Annotated in this window: 14 protein-coding genes; 8 read left to right on the top strand and 6 right to left on the bottom strand. The window is 70.8% G+C overall.

Going from position 1 to position 14153, the window contains the following annotated elements:
* The first annotated feature begins 234 nt into the window (after positions 1–234).
* Positions 235–1113, top strand: a complete 879-nt coding sequence (locus QOL88_RS25925) for an alpha/beta fold hydrolase (protein WP_097220122.1) — start codon at positions 235–237, stop codon at positions 1111–1113.
* A gap of 90 nt (positions 1114–1203) precedes the next feature.
* Here QOL88_RS25925 and QOL88_RS25920 read toward each other — a convergent pair whose 3' ends face one another.
* Complete coding sequence (locus QOL88_RS25920; protein WP_179878960.1) at positions 1204–2097, bottom strand: NYN domain-containing protein; 894 nt, start codon at positions 2095–2097, stop codon at positions 1204–1206.
* 227 nt (positions 2098–2324) lie between these two features.
* Between QOL88_RS25920 and QOL88_RS25915 the strand changes: the two genes are divergently transcribed.
* Both QOL88_RS25915 and QOL88_RS25910 read left to right on the top strand, forming a co-directional pair.
* On the top strand, positions 2325–2477 hold the full coding sequence (locus tag QOL88_RS25915) for a DUF8834 family protein (protein ID WP_097223186.1): 153 nt from the start codon (positions 2325–2327) through the stop codon (positions 2475–2477).
* A 134-nt stretch (positions 2478–2611) separates the two neighbouring features.
* A complete protein-coding gene (locus QOL88_RS25910) occupies positions 2612–4717 on the top strand; it encodes a trypsin-like serine peptidase (protein WP_097220116.1) in 2106 nt (701 codons plus the stop codon).
* 9 nt (positions 4718–4726) lie between these two features.
* On the opposite strand, the gene QOL88_RS25905 is transcribed toward QOL88_RS25910, so the two are convergent.
* The 3 genes from QOL88_RS25905 to QOL88_RS25895 all read right to left on the bottom strand — a co-directional run bounded on the left by QOL88_RS25905 (position 4727) and on the right by QOL88_RS25895 (position 7173).
* Entirely contained in the window at positions 4727–5332 is a 606-nt protein-coding gene (locus QOL88_RS25905) for a MarC family protein (protein WP_030854767.1), read from the bottom strand.
* Between the two features lie 225 nt (positions 5333–5557).
* Positions 5558–6418: a PHP domain-containing protein gene (locus QOL88_RS25900; RefSeq protein ID WP_097220114.1), complete on the bottom strand. Its 861-nt coding sequence runs from the start codon at positions 6416–6418 to the stop codon at positions 5558–5560.
* Between the two features lie 113 nt (positions 6419–6531).
* Positions 6532–7173 (bottom strand): DUF6758 family protein, encoded by a 642-nt coding sequence (locus QOL88_RS25895; protein ID WP_097220111.1) that lies wholly within the window; start codon positions 7171–7173, stop codon positions 6532–6534.
* 162 nt (positions 7174–7335) lie between these two features.
* Here QOL88_RS25895 and QOL88_RS25890 point away from each other — a divergent pair, with 162 nt between their 5' ends.
* Positions 7336–8559, top strand: coding sequence for an MFS transporter (locus QOL88_RS25890; RefSeq protein WP_097220109.1), 1224 nt, complete (start codon positions 7336–7338; stop codon positions 8557–8559).
* A gap of 30 nt (positions 8560–8589) precedes the next feature.
* Here the strand turns inward: QOL88_RS25890 and QOL88_RS25885 are convergent, their stop codons facing one another.
* Positions 8590–9174, bottom strand: coding sequence for a suppressor of fused domain protein (locus QOL88_RS25885; RefSeq protein ID WP_097220107.1), 585 nt, complete (start codon positions 9172–9174; stop codon positions 8590–8592).
* A gap of 455 nt (positions 9175–9629) precedes the next feature.
* Between QOL88_RS25885 and QOL88_RS25880 the strand changes: the two genes are divergently transcribed.
* Together QOL88_RS25880 and QOL88_RS25875 are read left to right on the top strand one after the other, a co-directional pair.
* Positions 9630–10748, top strand: a complete 1119-nt coding sequence (locus QOL88_RS25880) for a magnesium and cobalt transport protein CorA (protein WP_097220105.1) — start codon at positions 9630–9632, stop codon at positions 10746–10748.
* 23 nt (positions 10749–10771) lie between these two features.
* Positions 10772–11284, top strand: a complete 513-nt coding sequence (locus QOL88_RS25875) for a hypothetical protein (protein WP_097220102.1) — start codon at positions 10772–10774, stop codon at positions 11282–11284.
* A 4-nt stretch (positions 11285–11288) separates the two neighbouring features.
* On the opposite strand, the gene QOL88_RS25870 is transcribed toward QOL88_RS25875, so the two are convergent.
* Positions 11289–12044, bottom strand: coding sequence for a hypothetical protein (locus QOL88_RS25870; RefSeq protein WP_097220100.1), 756 nt, complete (start codon positions 12042–12044; stop codon positions 11289–11291).
* A 225-nt stretch (positions 12045–12269) separates the two neighbouring features.
* Here QOL88_RS25870 and QOL88_RS25865 point away from each other — a divergent pair, with 225 nt between their 5' ends.
* Positions 12270–13553 carry a magnesium transporter MgtE N-terminal domain-containing protein gene (locus QOL88_RS25865; protein WP_097220097.1) on the top strand — a complete coding sequence of 428 codons (1284 nt, stop codon included), beginning with the start codon at positions 12270–12272 and terminating at the stop codon, positions 13551–13553.
* Positions 13543–14145, top strand: coding sequence for a DUF1003 domain-containing protein (locus QOL88_RS25860; protein ID WP_097220094.1), 603 nt, complete (start codon positions 13543–13545; stop codon positions 14143–14145). The genes QOL88_RS25865 and QOL88_RS25860 overlap by 11 nt, the downstream gene beginning before the upstream one ends.
* The last annotated feature ends 8 nt before the right edge of the window (positions 14146–14153 follow it).

The raw sequence follows: 14153 nt of genomic DNA, 5'->3' as shown, positions 1-14153 counted from the left end.
AACCCCGCCCGGGCACAGCCCCAGCCCCCGCTGACCCCACCAGGCGCACAGCGCCGGTCCCCGTTGATCCCCACCCGGGACATAGGGCCCGACCCCGCCAAGTCGCCCGGGCACAGCCCCAGCCCCCCGCCGCACAGCACCACTCCCCGCCGCCCCACCCAGGGACACAACACCCCGCAGAGTCCCGCTCAGGGCAGGCGCGCCACCCCCACCCCCGACCGCTACCCTCGCCCCGTGACCAGCCACCCCGCCTTCCCCCCGCCCCCGGGCGCCCGCGCCTACCCGCTGCGCACCACACGCGGCGAGTTCGCCGTCGTCGACTCGTCGCCGTCGCCGGAGGCGGGTGTGCGGGAGCGGGGAGTCGTCCTGATGCTGCCCGGATTCACCGGCAGCAAGGAGGACTTCAGGCTGCTCCACGAGCCGCTCGCACAGCGGGGGTACCGGGTCGTCGCCGTGGACGGGCGGGGGCAGCACGAGTCGGGCGGCCCGCTGGAGGACGAGTCCGCCTACGCCCAGCGGGAACTCGCGCGGGACGTGCTCGCGCAGGCCGAGGCACTCGGCGGGCCCGTGCACCTCGTGGGGCATTCGCTCGGCGGGCAGATCGCCCGTGCGGCCGTGCTGCTCGACCACTCCCCGTTCGTCTCGTTCACCCTGATCTCGTCCGGCCCGGCGGAGATCTCCGTCTCCCAGCAGCAGCGCGTGAAGCTGCTGCGGGACGCGCTCGCCGTGCTGTCGATGGCGGAGGTGTGGGAGGCCATCCAGGCCATGGGACCGCCGGAGGAAGTCGGCGGGCCCGCCCGCGGTCTCGGCGACCAGGACCAGCTTCGCCGCCGCTGGCTGGGCCACAGCCCTGCCCAACTCCTGGCGACCGGGCGTCAGTTGTGCACCGAGCCGGACCGCGTGGCCGAACTCGCCGCGATCCCGCTGCCCTTCCACGTCCTGTCGGGCGCGCACGACGACACCTGGCCGGTGGCGATCCTGGACGACATGGCCCAGCGGCTGGACGCGCGCCGCACGGTCATCACCGGAGCCGAGCACTCCCCCAACGCCGACCAGCCGCTCCCGACGGCCCGCGCCCTCGCCGACTTCTGGGACGGCCTCGGTCGGATGTAGTCACCTGACCGACGTCCAGACCGGTCCGGACCACCCCAAACCACTCCGGACCACTCCTGACCGTTCCGGACCACTCCGGACCGCTCCCGCCTAGTACTGCGTCCGCAGATGCTCCCAGAAGCCGTCACGCAGCGCCCGTCTGAGATCCGCCTTGCCCCTCAGCGAGTACTGCAGCAGGCCCTCCGCCTCCACGAGCAGGTCCTGGTCCACTGACCCGGGCAGGTACGGATGCCCGGGCAGCAGCTCCACCAGCGTGTCCCGGCCGCGTGCCGACAGCCACTTCGCCGCGATCTGCGCGCCCACGAACCGCACGTCCTCACGGGTGGGCCGGTTCGCGGTCGTCTCGTAGCCGGGGGCGGTGCGACGGGAGACGTACGGCTTGAAGAAGTCCAGGTCGAAGGTGCGCTGGCTGTCGACCTCCCACAGGAGGGGCTCGGCCTGGTTGCGGCCCTCCGGCGCCTCGATGCCCCAGAGGTGGACCCGGGCGCCGTAGCCCTGGGCCGCCTCCACCGCCGAGACCAGGTCCTCGTCGCCGCCGAGCAGGGCCGCGTCGCTGATGGCGCGGTGCCGGGCGAGGGACTCCAGGTCGGAGCGGATGAGCGAGTCGACGCCCTTCTGCTGATTGTTGGCGTTGAGGTTGCCGAGGCGCACCTTGACGTCCGGAAGTTCCGCGATGGTCTGCTGCTCGGCCGTGTGGATGCGGCGCCGGGCACCGTCGTACCAGTAGACGCGCAGCAGCCGGCTGTCCGCGAAGATCGTGCGGGCCCGGTCGATGAGCGCGTCGATCAGACCTTCGGCGTCCAGGTCGAAGGCGCGGCGGTCCTCGGTTCCGGCGACGAGGCGTCCCGCGGCCGCGTACAGATACCCGGCATCGACGAAGATCGCGTGGGTCGAGGGCGTCTTCGCCACCTCGGCGAGCATGCGCTGGAGCAGCTCGTTGGTGCGGTCGATGCGGGCGTGGAGGGCCGCGAGGTCGTCGTTCATCACCCCCATTGTCCCGGCGGTCACGCTGCGAACACAACTGGTCCCGGTCGGTCCCGTAACAACACTCTTACAGCTCATTAATTAGCCGTTCGAAAAATTTCCTTAGCGTAGGGAATGTTTGACCCCTGCATCCCTGTTGACCCATATGGAACACCGGGCACGGACCTGGTGGGCCGCACACCCAAGTAGTTCTCCTCAGGAGGATGACCAGACGAAGGGAGAAGCCCTTGCGCTTCGAAATCATGCGACTCGACGACGTCGACGGCACAGCTGTGGACTCGACCGTTGTGGACGCCGCCTCCGTCAACCGCATCGTTCAGCAGGCGGCCGCCATCGGGCAGCGCCTCTGGATCCGCCCGGCCGAGACCACGGCCTCATAACGCGCGCAGCTCTCCCACACTTCGCAGCCCCCGCCCGGCATCGGCCGTGCGGGGGCTCCGCTGTTGCGGACGTGCCTGGTCGGGGGCGTACTGGCTGAGGGGGCACGGCGCGAACCAGAACAGGACGGTGGAGCATGTCGGTGACGGACCGGTCGCACCAGGAGCTGCACCAGCAGGCCACCGACGAGGCCGCGCGGCGCTACGAGAACTCGGCCGCGGAACGCGAGCGGGTCGAGGGCCGGCTGGCGGCCGGCGTGCGGTTCCCGGACTCCCCGGACGCGCTGGCGGTGCGCGCGGACCGGATCCTCGACCGGGGCGGTCTGTCGCCCTCGGCGGTGGTGGCCGACATCCACCGCGAGGCCATGGACCTGCCGGACGCCAACGAGCGGATCATCGACCTGTCCAACGAGCTCCAGGCCTGGAGCTTCCTGCCGCGCGGGGTCAGGGCCGGGGCCACGGTCGCCCGGATCACCCTGCGGCGCGACGGCCGGGAGCTGCCGCACGGCACCGGTTTCCTGGTCTCGCCGCGGCTGCTCATGACGAACCACCACGTCCTGCCCGACGAGGCCTTCGCCCGCACCTGCTTCGCCGAGTTCAACGCCCAGGTCACGGCCGACAACCTGCCCGACACCGTCGTCCGGATGGAGCTCGACCCCGGGGCGTTCTTCGCCGCGGACCAGCGGCTCGACTTCGCCCTGGTGGCGGTGGAGCCCGCCCAGGACGGCCCCGCCCCGGGTGAGATCTTCGGCTGGAACCGGCTGAGCGTGCAGATCGGCAAGCTGGTGCTCGGCGAGAAGGTGAACATCATCGGCCATCCCTCGGGGCGGCTGAAGGAGATCGCGCTGCGGGACAACGCGGTGCTGGTCCGCCTGGACGACTTCGTCCATTACACGAACGACACCGAAACGGGGAACTCCGGCTCCCCCGTCTTCAACGACCAGTGGGAGGTCGTGGCGCTGCACCACAGCGGCGTGCCGAAGAAGGACGACCAGGGCCGCGTCCTGCGCAAGGACGGCCGGCCCTGGCAGCAGGGCGACGGCGACGACGCCATCGAGTGGGTCGCCAACGAGGGCGTCCGGATCAGCTCGATCCTGAAGCACCTGGCCGGGCTGGACCTCGACCCGGCTCGGCGTGCCCTGCTGACCGAGATGGGCCCGGACGCCGGCCTGGACCAGGCCATGGCCACCGCACCGGCCGTCCCCGCGGCGGCTCCCGGGGCACAGCCCCAGCGGACGAGCGCGGTACCGGGCGTCACCACCCCGCCGGTCCCGGGGGTCCCGGTGACGGTCCCGATGACCGGGAGCGAGACCGGGACCCAGCGGCCCAGGGTCGGACTCCGGGCCCGCAGCACCGCCTTCGGCGGCCGTCAGCACCTGGTCTTCCTGCACGGCCGGGACCAGCAGGAGAACTTCCCCGACGAGCTCCGCCGGTCCTGGACGGCCGGCCTGAACCGCGGACTCACCCTCGCTTCCCTGCCCACGCTGGACCCGGAGGACGTGTGGTTCCCGTTCTACGGCACGAGACTGCACGACCTCGTGAGCGGCAGGGAGAGCACGGTGGAGCCCGTCGGTCTCGACCGGGTGAGCGCCGCCGCTGCCGCCGAGGTGTTCGCCGCGGAGTCCCCCACGGGCTCCTACGAGCAGCTGCTCTACGAGGCGGCCGCCCGGGCCGGCATGCCCCGGAACGGGCCGGCGACCACGGAGGGGTTCGGTTCGGGCCTGGTCGGGGCGCTGCACCGGCCGCTGAGCTGGCTGGCCGCCCGGTCCGACCTGGACGAGTGGACCATCGCCACGTTCCTGCGGGACGTCGACCTGTACCTCGGCGACAGCGCCGTGCGGCAGACGGTGCTGGACACCGTCATGGAGACGATGCCGACCAGCGGCGAGCTGGTGCTGGTCACGCACAGCCTGGGCACGGTCGTGGGCATGGACCTCCTGACCCGGCTCCCGGACGGCCTCGACCCCGTCCTGCTGGTCACCGCGGGCAGTCCGCTCGGCCTGGACGGCGTCAACGAACGGCTCCTCACCCGAGGCCCGCACCAGCCGCCCCGGGTGCGTGACTGGGTGAACGTCTGGTGCCCCACCGACGCGGTGGCCATCGGCTGTCCCCTGGAGGACGAACGGTGGGGGAAGCTCAGCCAGCCGCCCGTCTCCAACGGCCGCGACCGCGCGCACAAGATCGAGGAGTACCTCGGCCACCCCGAGGCGGCCCAGGAGATCGGCGGCGTCCTGAGGCCCTGACGGGGATCGTCAGCTCCCCTGGATCACCTGTGTGACGCCGTTGATGATCTGCTGCACGGCGATCGCGGAGAGCATCATGCCGGCGAGGCGGGTCACCAGGACCACACCGCCGTCCTTGATGATCCGGATGATCACCAGCGAGTAGCGCATCACCATCCACAGCACGACGTGGATGGCGAGGATCGCCATCCAGACGGACACCTGCGTGGCGACGCTGTGGGCCTTCTGCACGGCGAGGATGACCGACACGATCGCGCCGGGCCCGGCCAGCAGCGGCATGCCCAGCGGTACGAGGGCGACGTTCACGTCCTTGGTCTGCTTCGGCTCGTCGGTCTTCCCGGTGAGCAGATCCAGCGCGATCAGCAGAAGGAGCAGACCGCCCGCGATCATCAGCGCGGGCACGGACACGTGCAGATAGTCGAGGATCTGGTGCCCGAGGAGCCCGAACACGGTGATCACCCCACCGGCGACACAGACGGCCTGGAAGGCCATCCGCTTCTGCACCTTGCCGGGCCGGCCGGCGGTGAGCGCGAGGAAGATCGGTGTGATCCCGGGGGGATCCATGATGACGAAGAGGGTCAGGAACAGGGAGCCGAAGACGGCGAGGTCGAACATGAGTGAGCCTTGCGCAGGGGGCCGCCGCCGGGGGCAGGCGTCGCGCGGTGCGGAACGCCTGGGCGCAGCGGGCAGCGCCGGGTGAGAGAAATGGAAACGGGCGTACAACGGCCCTGAGGACCCACGGGCGCCCCGCAGGCCTGAAGACCTACAGCGACCAAGAGACCTACGAGACCTGCGGGGCCTGCGGGACCTACGGGACCTACGGGACCTACGGGAGAGATCTCAGACGGCCCCGCCGGCCCCCGGCACGGGAAACGCCCCGAAGGCCCGCCGGGTGATCTCCCCGTAGACCTCGGGATCCGTCGTGTACTCCCCGAGCACGCACGTCTTGCGACTGCCGTGGTAGTCCGACGACCCGGTCACGAGGAGCCCGAGCTCCTTGGCCAGCCCCCGCAGCCGCGCCCGGGTGTCCGCGTCGTGGTCCATGTGGTCGACCTCGATGCCGTCCAGCCCGGCCGCGGCCATCTCGGCGATGGCGGCCTCCGGCACCGTGAGCCCTCGCTTGCTCGCCCCGGGGTGCGCGAACACCGCGACCCCGCCGGCGCCCTTGATCAGCCGGATCGCCTCGAAGGGGTCGGTCTCGTGCTTCTCCACGAAGACCCGGCCTCCGTCGGCGAGCCAGTCCTGCGTGAAGGCGTCGTTCACGGTGGGCACGACACCCAGCTCGACGAGCGCGCTCGCCACGTGCGGGCGTCCGACGGACCCCTCACCGGCGATCCGCGCCACCTGCTCCCACGTCACCGGCACGCCCAGCTCCTGGAGCTTGGCGATCATCCCCTGGGCGCGCGGCACCCGGTCGTCCCGGACCAGCTCCCGCTCGGCGAGCAGCGCCGGCTCCTCGGCGTCGAAGAGGTAGGCCAGCATGTGCATGCTGATCCCGTCGATCCGGCAGGAGAGCTCGGCCCCGGTGACCAACGTGACGCCCTCGGGCAGCGCGGCGATCGCCTCGGCATGCCCGCGGGTGGTGTCGTGATCGGTGAGTGCGACGACGTCGAGCCCGGTCACAGCGGCTTTCCGCACCAGCTCGGCGGGCGAGTCCGTGCCGTCGGAAGCGGTGGAGTGGGTGTGCAGATCGATACGCACGACACGAGCTCCAGACACAGACGGCACGAACAGGGCTGCACAAGGATAACCGCATTTTCAACGCCCGATGTCATACCTGAACGCGGCATGCGCCCCCTACAGCCCCGTGGGCGCTACGGCTGAAGCAAGCGCGGTGACAACGCCCCGCACGGCACCAGCTCCACCTCCGCCCCCGCCTCCCGGAGATCCGCCAGCACCAGTTCGTCGTACATCAGCAGCCCGGACTGCTCGGGCCACACGACGGCCCACAGCCACATCCCGAGCGCCTCCCCCGCGAACACCGCCCGGTCCTCCGGCGCCCCGGCCACGTGCCACAGCGGCGTGGGACGCCCGGCGGCCAGCACCTTCGCCTGGGGCGGCTTCTCGACGTTCATGTGCGGCCCCGGGTCGGGACCGTCCATGCCCGCGTACCGCGCCCCGAGGCCGACCCCGAGTTCCTCGGCCACCAGGATCATTTCACCCATGCCGCCGAGCGGCCCGGGGCCCGTGCAGGCGACGGCGGTCGCACGGCCGCCCGTGCGGTCGTCCCCCGCGCAGGCCACACCCGTGAACAGCCATCCCACCGGCAACGGCCACGGCATCCACAGCGGCACCTGAGTGCGGTGCACCACGACGTTGAGGGCGTCGACGCTGGGCGGTATCACGGGCTGCACCGGATGAACGGTGCCGTGCACATCGCACTGCCACGAGTCGGAGAAGAGGCCGGGAGCCCTGACCCGGCCACCGCACTTCGGGCAACTGGGTTCGCCCCTCATAGGGCCCCACGGTCCTACCCCCGCCCCGCCGCGTCAAGGACGATCACCCATCCGGACGGAACCCCTTCACCAGGCACGTTAGATGTAGCTTGCATTAATTAGCTCGTCTAACTTAGTATGTGTATATACCAACTATCTACGTCTCGGGAAAGGGAGCAAGCAATGGACCCCTTCGACGCCGGAGCGGGCGGCCTCCTGAAGCAGCCCAAGTCGGTGTGGGCCACCGCCGGAGCATCGGTCGTCGCCTTCATGGGCATCGGGCTCGTCGACCCGATCCTGCCGTCCATCGCCCAGGGCCTGAACGCCACGGCGAGCCAGGTCTCCCTGCTCTTCACCTCGTACTTCCTCATCACCGCCGTCGCGATGCTGGTCACCGGCTTCGTCTCCAGCCGGATCGGCGGGAAGAAGACGCTGCTGCTCGGCCTCGCGTTCGTCGTGGTGTTCGCCGGGCTCGCGGGCACCTCCGGATCCGTCGGCGAACTGGTGGGCTTCCGGGCCGGATGGGGCCTCGGCAACGCGCTGTTCGTCTCGACGGCCCTCGCGGTCATCGTCGGCGCGGCGGCCGGCGGCAGCGCCGCGGCGATCCTGCTGTACGAGTCGGCCCTCGGCCTCGGCATGGCCTGCGGCCCGCTGCTGGGCGCCCTGCTCGGCGACGCCAGCTGGCGCTACCCGTTCTTCGGCACGGCGTTCCTGATGGCCGTCGGCTTCCTGTGCATCACGGTGTTCCTGAAGGAGCAGCCGAAGCCGGTCCGCAAGACCTCGCTGCTCGACCCGCTCAAGGCCCTCGGCCACGGCGGCCTCGCCTCCGCGGCGGTCTCGGCGTTCTTCTACAACTACACGTTCTTCACCGTGCTGGCCTTCACGCCGTTCGTGCTGAACATGACCCCGTACAAGTCGGGTGCGGTGTTCTTCGCCTGGGGTGTGCTGCTCGCCGTCTTCTCGGTGATCGTGGCGCCCCGGCTCCAGAAGCGGTTCGGTTCGCTGAAGGTGCTCGGCGGTTCGCTGGTCCTGCTCGCGGCCGACGTGCTGGTACTCGGTTACGGCTCCCACACGACCGCCGTCGTCTGCACGATCCTCTCCGGCGCCTTCATCGGCGTGAACAACACCGTCTACACCGAGCTGGCCCTCGGCGTCTCGGACGCGCCCCGGCCGGTGGCGAGCGCGGGCTACAACTTCGTGCGCTGGTTCGCCGCGGCGGCCGCCCCGTTCTTCGCGCCGAAGATCGAGGAGTGGACCGACATCCACATCCCGTTCGTGGTGGCCGCGGTCACCGCGGTCGCGGGCGCGGTCGTGGTCGTCGTCCGGCGCAAGGCCCTCACGCACGAGGCCGAGGAGCTGGAGCCGAAGCACGCGACCGAGGACGGTGTCACCGTGTTCGCCAACTGACGCCGCACAGCCTGGGGTTGGTGAGCTTGCTCACTCCAGCGGGACGGACTTCCGGGACGGATCCCGGAGGTCCGTCCCCTGGTTCAGCCACCGCTCCTGAAGCGCCTGCGCGCCGTGCACCCGCTTCCAGGCGGCCTCGTTCGGGGTCATCGGCAGCAGCGGCAGGAACCGCACGGGGTCGAGGGGCTCGTCCAGCTCCAGGTCCTCCACCAGGCCGCCCGGCTCGGCGACCAGGACCGAGGTGAACGGAGCGCCGGGCCACAGCGGCTCACCGACGTCGAGAGAGGCACCGGGAGCCACGACCAGGCCCTCCACCTGCGGAGAAGCGGCGAGCACGGCGAGCGGCCGGAGCACCTTGTCGGTGTCGGCGATCCCGGAACGGACCGAGAGCACCAGCTCGGCGCGCGGGCCCTTGACCGGGTCGGCGACCACCGACGTGGGGTCCGACATGGGGTGCGCGGACATGCCGAGCGAGGCGTAGCGGGCGACGCCGCCCTCCTGAAAGCGGAGCACCTCGATGCGGTCCGTGCCGAGGAAGGTGACCGCCGCGCGCGCGTCCGGTTCGCCCAGCGCGGTGCGCAACCGGGCTTCGACCAGAGGAAGAACATCTGCCATGCGGCGAGCATAGAACTCGCCAGTAGCGGGCAAAGGAGCACCTTGACAGTTGTGTCGGCTGCTACTCTTGCCCGGTGGTTCGGGGCAGCACGCAGAAGCGTCGCGATCAAGCCCCGACGCCGAAGGAACTCCCTTACGAGGGACCGGCCGGAGGAGGTGGGGCTGCAATGGATCGAAGTCGACCGTGCAGTAGCACCACGCTCTTCGCGCCGCCGATGTAGCTGCTTCTGTCTCTGGCTGCCACCTCTCGCACTCGCTTCACCGCGGAAGAGCGCTTCGTTTCGCTTTGCCTGATCTGCCTCAGTAGCTGAATCAGTAACGAAACCGGCCACCGCGACGGTGCGGTGCTCCCCGCTTTGTGGACGTGCCAAACATCCGTAGTCACTACGTCCTCATTCCGGGTGGTTCCACCCGTCGCCGGCGCCGTTCGTTGCCTGCCCGCGAAGGAGCCCGCCATGTCGATGATCCGCGACCTGCGCGCAGCAGTCGTCCGTCCGTCCCGTGTGTCGCTGCGCAAGGACGGCGGGACGTACGACGCCACCCGCAGCCCCGCGGCCGCCTCGGCCGTCGTCGACTGCGCCGTCTACCGGGACGGTCGCCGCATCGAGACCGAGACCGCCCTGACCCCGCACGAGGCGGTGCGCCTGGTGCGCCGCGACGGGGGCTTCGTGTGGATCGGCCTGCACGAGCCCACGGAGGCCGAATTCTCCGGCATCGCCAGTGAGTTCGGGCTGCACCCGCTGGCCGTGGAGGACGCCGTCCAGGCCCACCAGCGGCCCAAGCTGGAGCGCTACGACGACTCCCTCTTCACGGTCTTCAAGACCATCCACTACGTCGAGCACGACCAGCTCGACGCCAACAGCGAGGTCGTCGAGTCCGGCGAGGTGATGTGCTTCACCGGACGGGACTTCTTCATCACCGTCCGGCACGGCGGGCAGGGCTCCCTGCGGGCCCTCAGGCACCGCCTCCAGGACGACCCCGAGCTGCTCGCCAAGGGCCCCTCGGCCGTGCTGCACGCCATCGCGGACCACGTCGTCGACGGGTACATCGCCGTCGCCGACGCGGTGCAGGACGACATCGACGAGGTCGAGACCGAGGTCTTCTCCCCTGGCCGCAAGGGCTCGCCGCGCGGTTCGGACGCCGGCCGGATCTACCAACTCAAGCGCGAGGTGCTGGAGTTCAAGCGGGCCGTGTCGCCGCTGCTGCGGCCCATGCAGCTGCTGAGCGAGCGGCCGATGCGGTTGATCGACCCCGACATCCAGAAGTACTTCCGGGACGTCGCCGACCACCTGGCCCGCGTCCAGGAGCAGGTCCTCGGCTTCGACGAGCTGCTCAACTCCATCCTCCAGGCCAACCTCGCGCAGGCGTCCGTCGCCCAGAACGAGGACATGCGGAAGATCACCTCCTGGGCCGCGATCATCGCCGTGCCGACGATGGTGTGCGGCGTGTACGGCATGAACTTCGACCACATGCCCGAGCTGCACTGGCGGTACGGCTACCCGGTGATCATGGGCTTCACGGTCGTCGTCTGTCTCGGCATCCACCGCACCCTGAAGCGGAACGGCTGGCTGTGAGCAGCCTGGTTAGGCTGAGCCCCATGACAAGCGAGCTGCTCGACCAGGCCCTCGTCGAGGAGGCCACGAAGAAGTCCGGCCTCGTCTGGGTCCAGGGCCCCGACGGCCCGGCGCGTGCGCTGTGGCACGTGTGGCACGAGGGTGCCGCGTGCCTGGTCGGCGACGGGCCGGGCGAGCAGCCGCTGCCGGGGCTTGCCGACGGCGCCGAGGCGAAGGTGACGGTCCGCAGCAAGGACAAGGGCGGCCGGCTGGTCACCTGGACGGCGCGGGTCGCCGAGCTCGCGCCGGGCTCCGAAGCGTGGGACGCGACGGTCGCCGAACTCAAGGGCAAACGGCTGAACGCGCCCGACGGCGAGGCCATGCCCGGGCGCTGGGCCCGCGAGTGCCGCGTGCTGCGCCTGGAGCCGACCGGGGCGACGACGCCGCTGCCCGACGACTCCCTGTCCGAGCCGCCCCTGCCGTCCCCGGCGCTCACCCGCCGGCCGGTCCCGGCGGGTCTGCCCCGCCTGCTGCTGAAGAAGCGCAAACGGGGCTGACGGCCTACGACGCCGGCAGCTGCTTGCCGTAGTCCACCGTCTCGTTCCTCTCCGGCTCCCTGAGGGAGAAGTCCTCGCCCCAGCCGGAGAACGTGAGGGTGCCCGCCCCGCCGGCCCGCTCCAGGCGCAGCGGGTACGGCTTGCCCTCCAGGGAGACCTCCAGGGTCCCGCCGGAGCCCTTGTCACCGGTGACGCGGATGGTGCGGACGCCCGCCTCCTCGTCGTGGCCGTCCGTCGCGAGCGTCCCGTGCAGGGTCAGCAGACTGTCGAGGAGGAGACCCTTGTCCGTGAAACCGCTGAACTTCTTGTACGAGGGATCGCCCTGCGGCACCTTCACGTACTTGCCGCCGAGCTTGGAGGCCGCCGCCGCGTCCCCCTTGCCGCTCCCGCCCTTGCCGTCGCCGTGAGTCCAGAACTCGGCGTCCGCCTTGACGTAGAGCTGCTCGCCGATGCGCAGCAGCTTGAAGGTCGCGCCCTCGGAGGTGACCGAACCGTCGCCGCCGTCGTCCTTCAGCCGCACGTCGAGCGCGTAGGTCCGCCCACCGCTGACGACGTTGCCGTGCATCCGGACCGCCCCGGCGGATTCGGCGGCCGACCGGGTCTTGCCCTGGATCTTGGCGGCGGGGAGTCGGCCGACCCCGTTGGTGCCCTCGTTCGGATCCTCCGCGCAGCCGGTGAGCACCGTTCCCGTCACGAGCAGCGCGCACATCGCGCTCGCGAGTGCGGCACCGCGGCCACGGTTCTGGCGAATCGGAGTCACAGGTGGGGCTGCCTCTCTGACGGGAGACCTGAACGGCGTACCGCAGGGTACCGGGGTCGTACGGGCAGATCGGAGCCAGTCCGTCCGGACCGCCCGCCGACGCGTCACCGATCGGGACGGGCTAGCCTGAAGCCCACCCGAGCGGGCAATTCGGAAGACACAGGCACAAGGAAAATCACTCACACAGCCACCACGAACCACCCCGCACGAAAAGGAGCCGCGGCCATGGCAGCGGGCGCCCCCCGGATCTTCGTATCGCACCTCCAAGGTGTCGCCGTCTTCGACCCAGCCGGCGACCAGGTGGGGCGGGTGCGCGATCTGGTCGTCATGCTGCGGGTGGGACAGCGGCCCCCGAGGCTGCTCGGCCTCGTCGTCGAACTCGCCACCCGCCGCCGCATCTTCCTGCCGATGACCCGGGTCACCGCCATTCAGTCCGGCCAGATCATCACCACCGGCGTGCTCAACGTCCGGCGCTTCGAGCAGCGCCCCACCGAGCGGCTGGTCTTCGGGGAGCTGCTGGACCGGCGGGTGACGCTCAACGAGACCGGCGAGGACGTCACGGTCCTCGACCTGTCGGTGCATCAGCTGCCGGCCCGCCGGGAGTGGGAGATCGACCGGGTCTTCGTCCGCAAGGGCAGGAAGGGCAGTGCCTTCCGGCGGGCCAAGGGCGAGGCGCTGACCGTCGAGTGGACCGCCGTCACCGGGTTCTCCCTGGAGGAGCAGGGGCAGGGCGCCGAGAGCCTGCTCGCCACCTTCGAGCAGCTGCGCCCCGCCGACCTGGCCAACGTCCTGCACCACCTCTCCCCCAAGCGCCGGGCCGAGGTCGCCGCCGCCCTCGACGACGACCGGCTCGCCGATGTGCTGGAGGAGCTGCCGGAGGACGACCAGATCGAGATCCTCGGCAAGCTGAAGGAGGAGCGCGCCGCCGACGTCCTGGAGGCCATGGACCCGGACGACGCGGCCGACCTGCTGGGCGAGCTGCCCACGGACGACCAGGAGCGGCTGCTGAGCCTGATGCAGCCCGGCGACGCGGCCGACATGCGCCGCCTGATGTCGTACGAGGACCGCACGGCGGGCGGTCTGATGACCACCGAGCCGATCGTGCTGCGCCCGGACGCCACCGTCGCCGACGCCCTGGCCCGCGTCCGCAACGCCGACCTCTCCCCCGCCCTGGCCGCCCAGGTCTACGTCTGCCGGCCACCCGACGAGACCCCGACCGGCAAGTACCTGGGCACGGTTCACTTCCAGCGCCTGCTGCGCGAACCACCGCCCTCCCTGGTCAGCTCCATCCTGGACAACGACCTTCAGCCGCTCGACCCGGAGGCGGACCTGCCCGCCATCGCCGGCTTCTTCGCCACGTACGACATGGTCGCGGCGCCCGTCGTCGACGAGGCCGGCGCGCTGCTGGGCGCGGTGACCGTGGACGACGTGCTCGACCACATGCTCCCGGAGGACTGGCGGGAGACGGAGTTCCACCTGGACGAGGAGGTGGCCACCGATGGCTCCTGAGCGCGAGAGCCTGCGCGACCGCACACCCCCGGCGGGTGCCACGGCCGCCTCCCGGCCGCGCACCACCCGTCTCGACCAGCCGCTCCCGCGCCGGCGCCGGTTCCTGCCCGAGTACGACCCGGAGGCCTTCGGCCGGCTGTCGGAGCGCATCGCGCGCTTCCTGGGCACCGGGCGGTTCATCGTCTGGATGACGGTCGTCATCATCGTGTGGGTGGCGTGGAACATCTTCGCGCCGAGCGGCCTGCGCTTCGACGAGTACCCGTTCATCTTCCTGACCCTGATGCTGTCCCTCCAGGCCTCCTACGCCGCCCCGCTGATCCTGCTCGCGCAGAACCGGCAGGACGACCGCGACCGGGTCAACCTGGAGCAGGACCGCAAGCAGAACGAGCGGTCGATCGCGGACACCGAGTACCTGACCCGGGAGATCGCCGCCCTGCGCATCGGCCTGGGCGAGGTCGCCACCCGCGACTGGATCCGCTCGGAGCTGCAGGACACGATCAAGGAGATGGAGGAACGGCAGAACGGCCACCGCCACGACCCCGTCGTATTCCCGGCGGAACGGTCACGGGGACGTGACGCAGACGACCGCTGAGACGCTTT

This window comes from Streptomyces sp. Ag82_O1-12 (assembly GCF_900182715.1).
GTDB classification, from domain to species: domain Bacteria; phylum Actinomycetota; class Actinomycetes; order Streptomycetales; family Streptomycetaceae; genus Streptomyces; species Streptomyces massasporeus.
The sequence above is the reverse complement of the archived record's forward strand: the minus strand, read 5'-3'. Positions and strand labels throughout refer to the sequence as shown.

Bases quoted from the DNA above. Each gene is read 5' to 3' on its own strand.
- QOL88_RS25895 (WP_097220111.1), bottom strand. From the start codon at position 7,173: ATGAGGGGCGAACCCAGTTGCCCGAAGTGCGGTGGCCGGGTCAGGGCT.
- QOL88_RS25865 (WP_097220097.1), top strand. From the start codon at position 12,270: ATGGCAGCGGGCGCCCCCCGGATCTTCGTATCGCACCTCCAAGGTGTC.
- QOL88_RS25920 (WP_179878960.1), bottom strand. From the start codon at position 2,097: ATGAACGACGACCTCGCGGCCCTCCACGCCCGCATCGACCGCACCAAC.
- QOL88_RS25875 (WP_097220102.1), top strand. From the start codon at position 10,772: ATGACAAGCGAGCTGCTCGACCAGGCCCTCGTCGAGGAGGCCACGAAG.
- QOL88_RS25905 (WP_030854767.1), bottom strand. From the start codon at position 5,332: ATGTTCGACCTCGCCGTCTTCGGCTCCCTGTTCCTGACCCTCTTCGTC.
- QOL88_RS25885 (WP_097220107.1), bottom strand. From the start codon at position 9,174: ATGGCAGATGTTCTTCCTCTGGTCGAAGCCCGGTTGCGCACCGCGCTG.
- QOL88_RS25910 (WP_097220116.1), top strand. From the start codon at position 2,612: ATGTCGGTGACGGACCGGTCGCACCAGGAGCTGCACCAGCAGGCCACC.
- QOL88_RS25880 (WP_097220105.1), top strand. From the start codon at position 9,630: ATGTCGATGATCCGCGACCTGCGCGCAGCAGTCGTCCGTCCGTCCCGT.
- QOL88_RS25860 (WP_097220094.1), top strand. From the start codon at position 13,543: ATGGCTCCTGAGCGCGAGAGCCTGCGCGACCGCACACCCCCGGCGGGT.
- QOL88_RS25890 (WP_097220109.1), top strand. From the start codon at position 7,336: ATGGACCCCTTCGACGCCGGAGCGGGCGGCCTCCTGAAGCAGCCCAAG.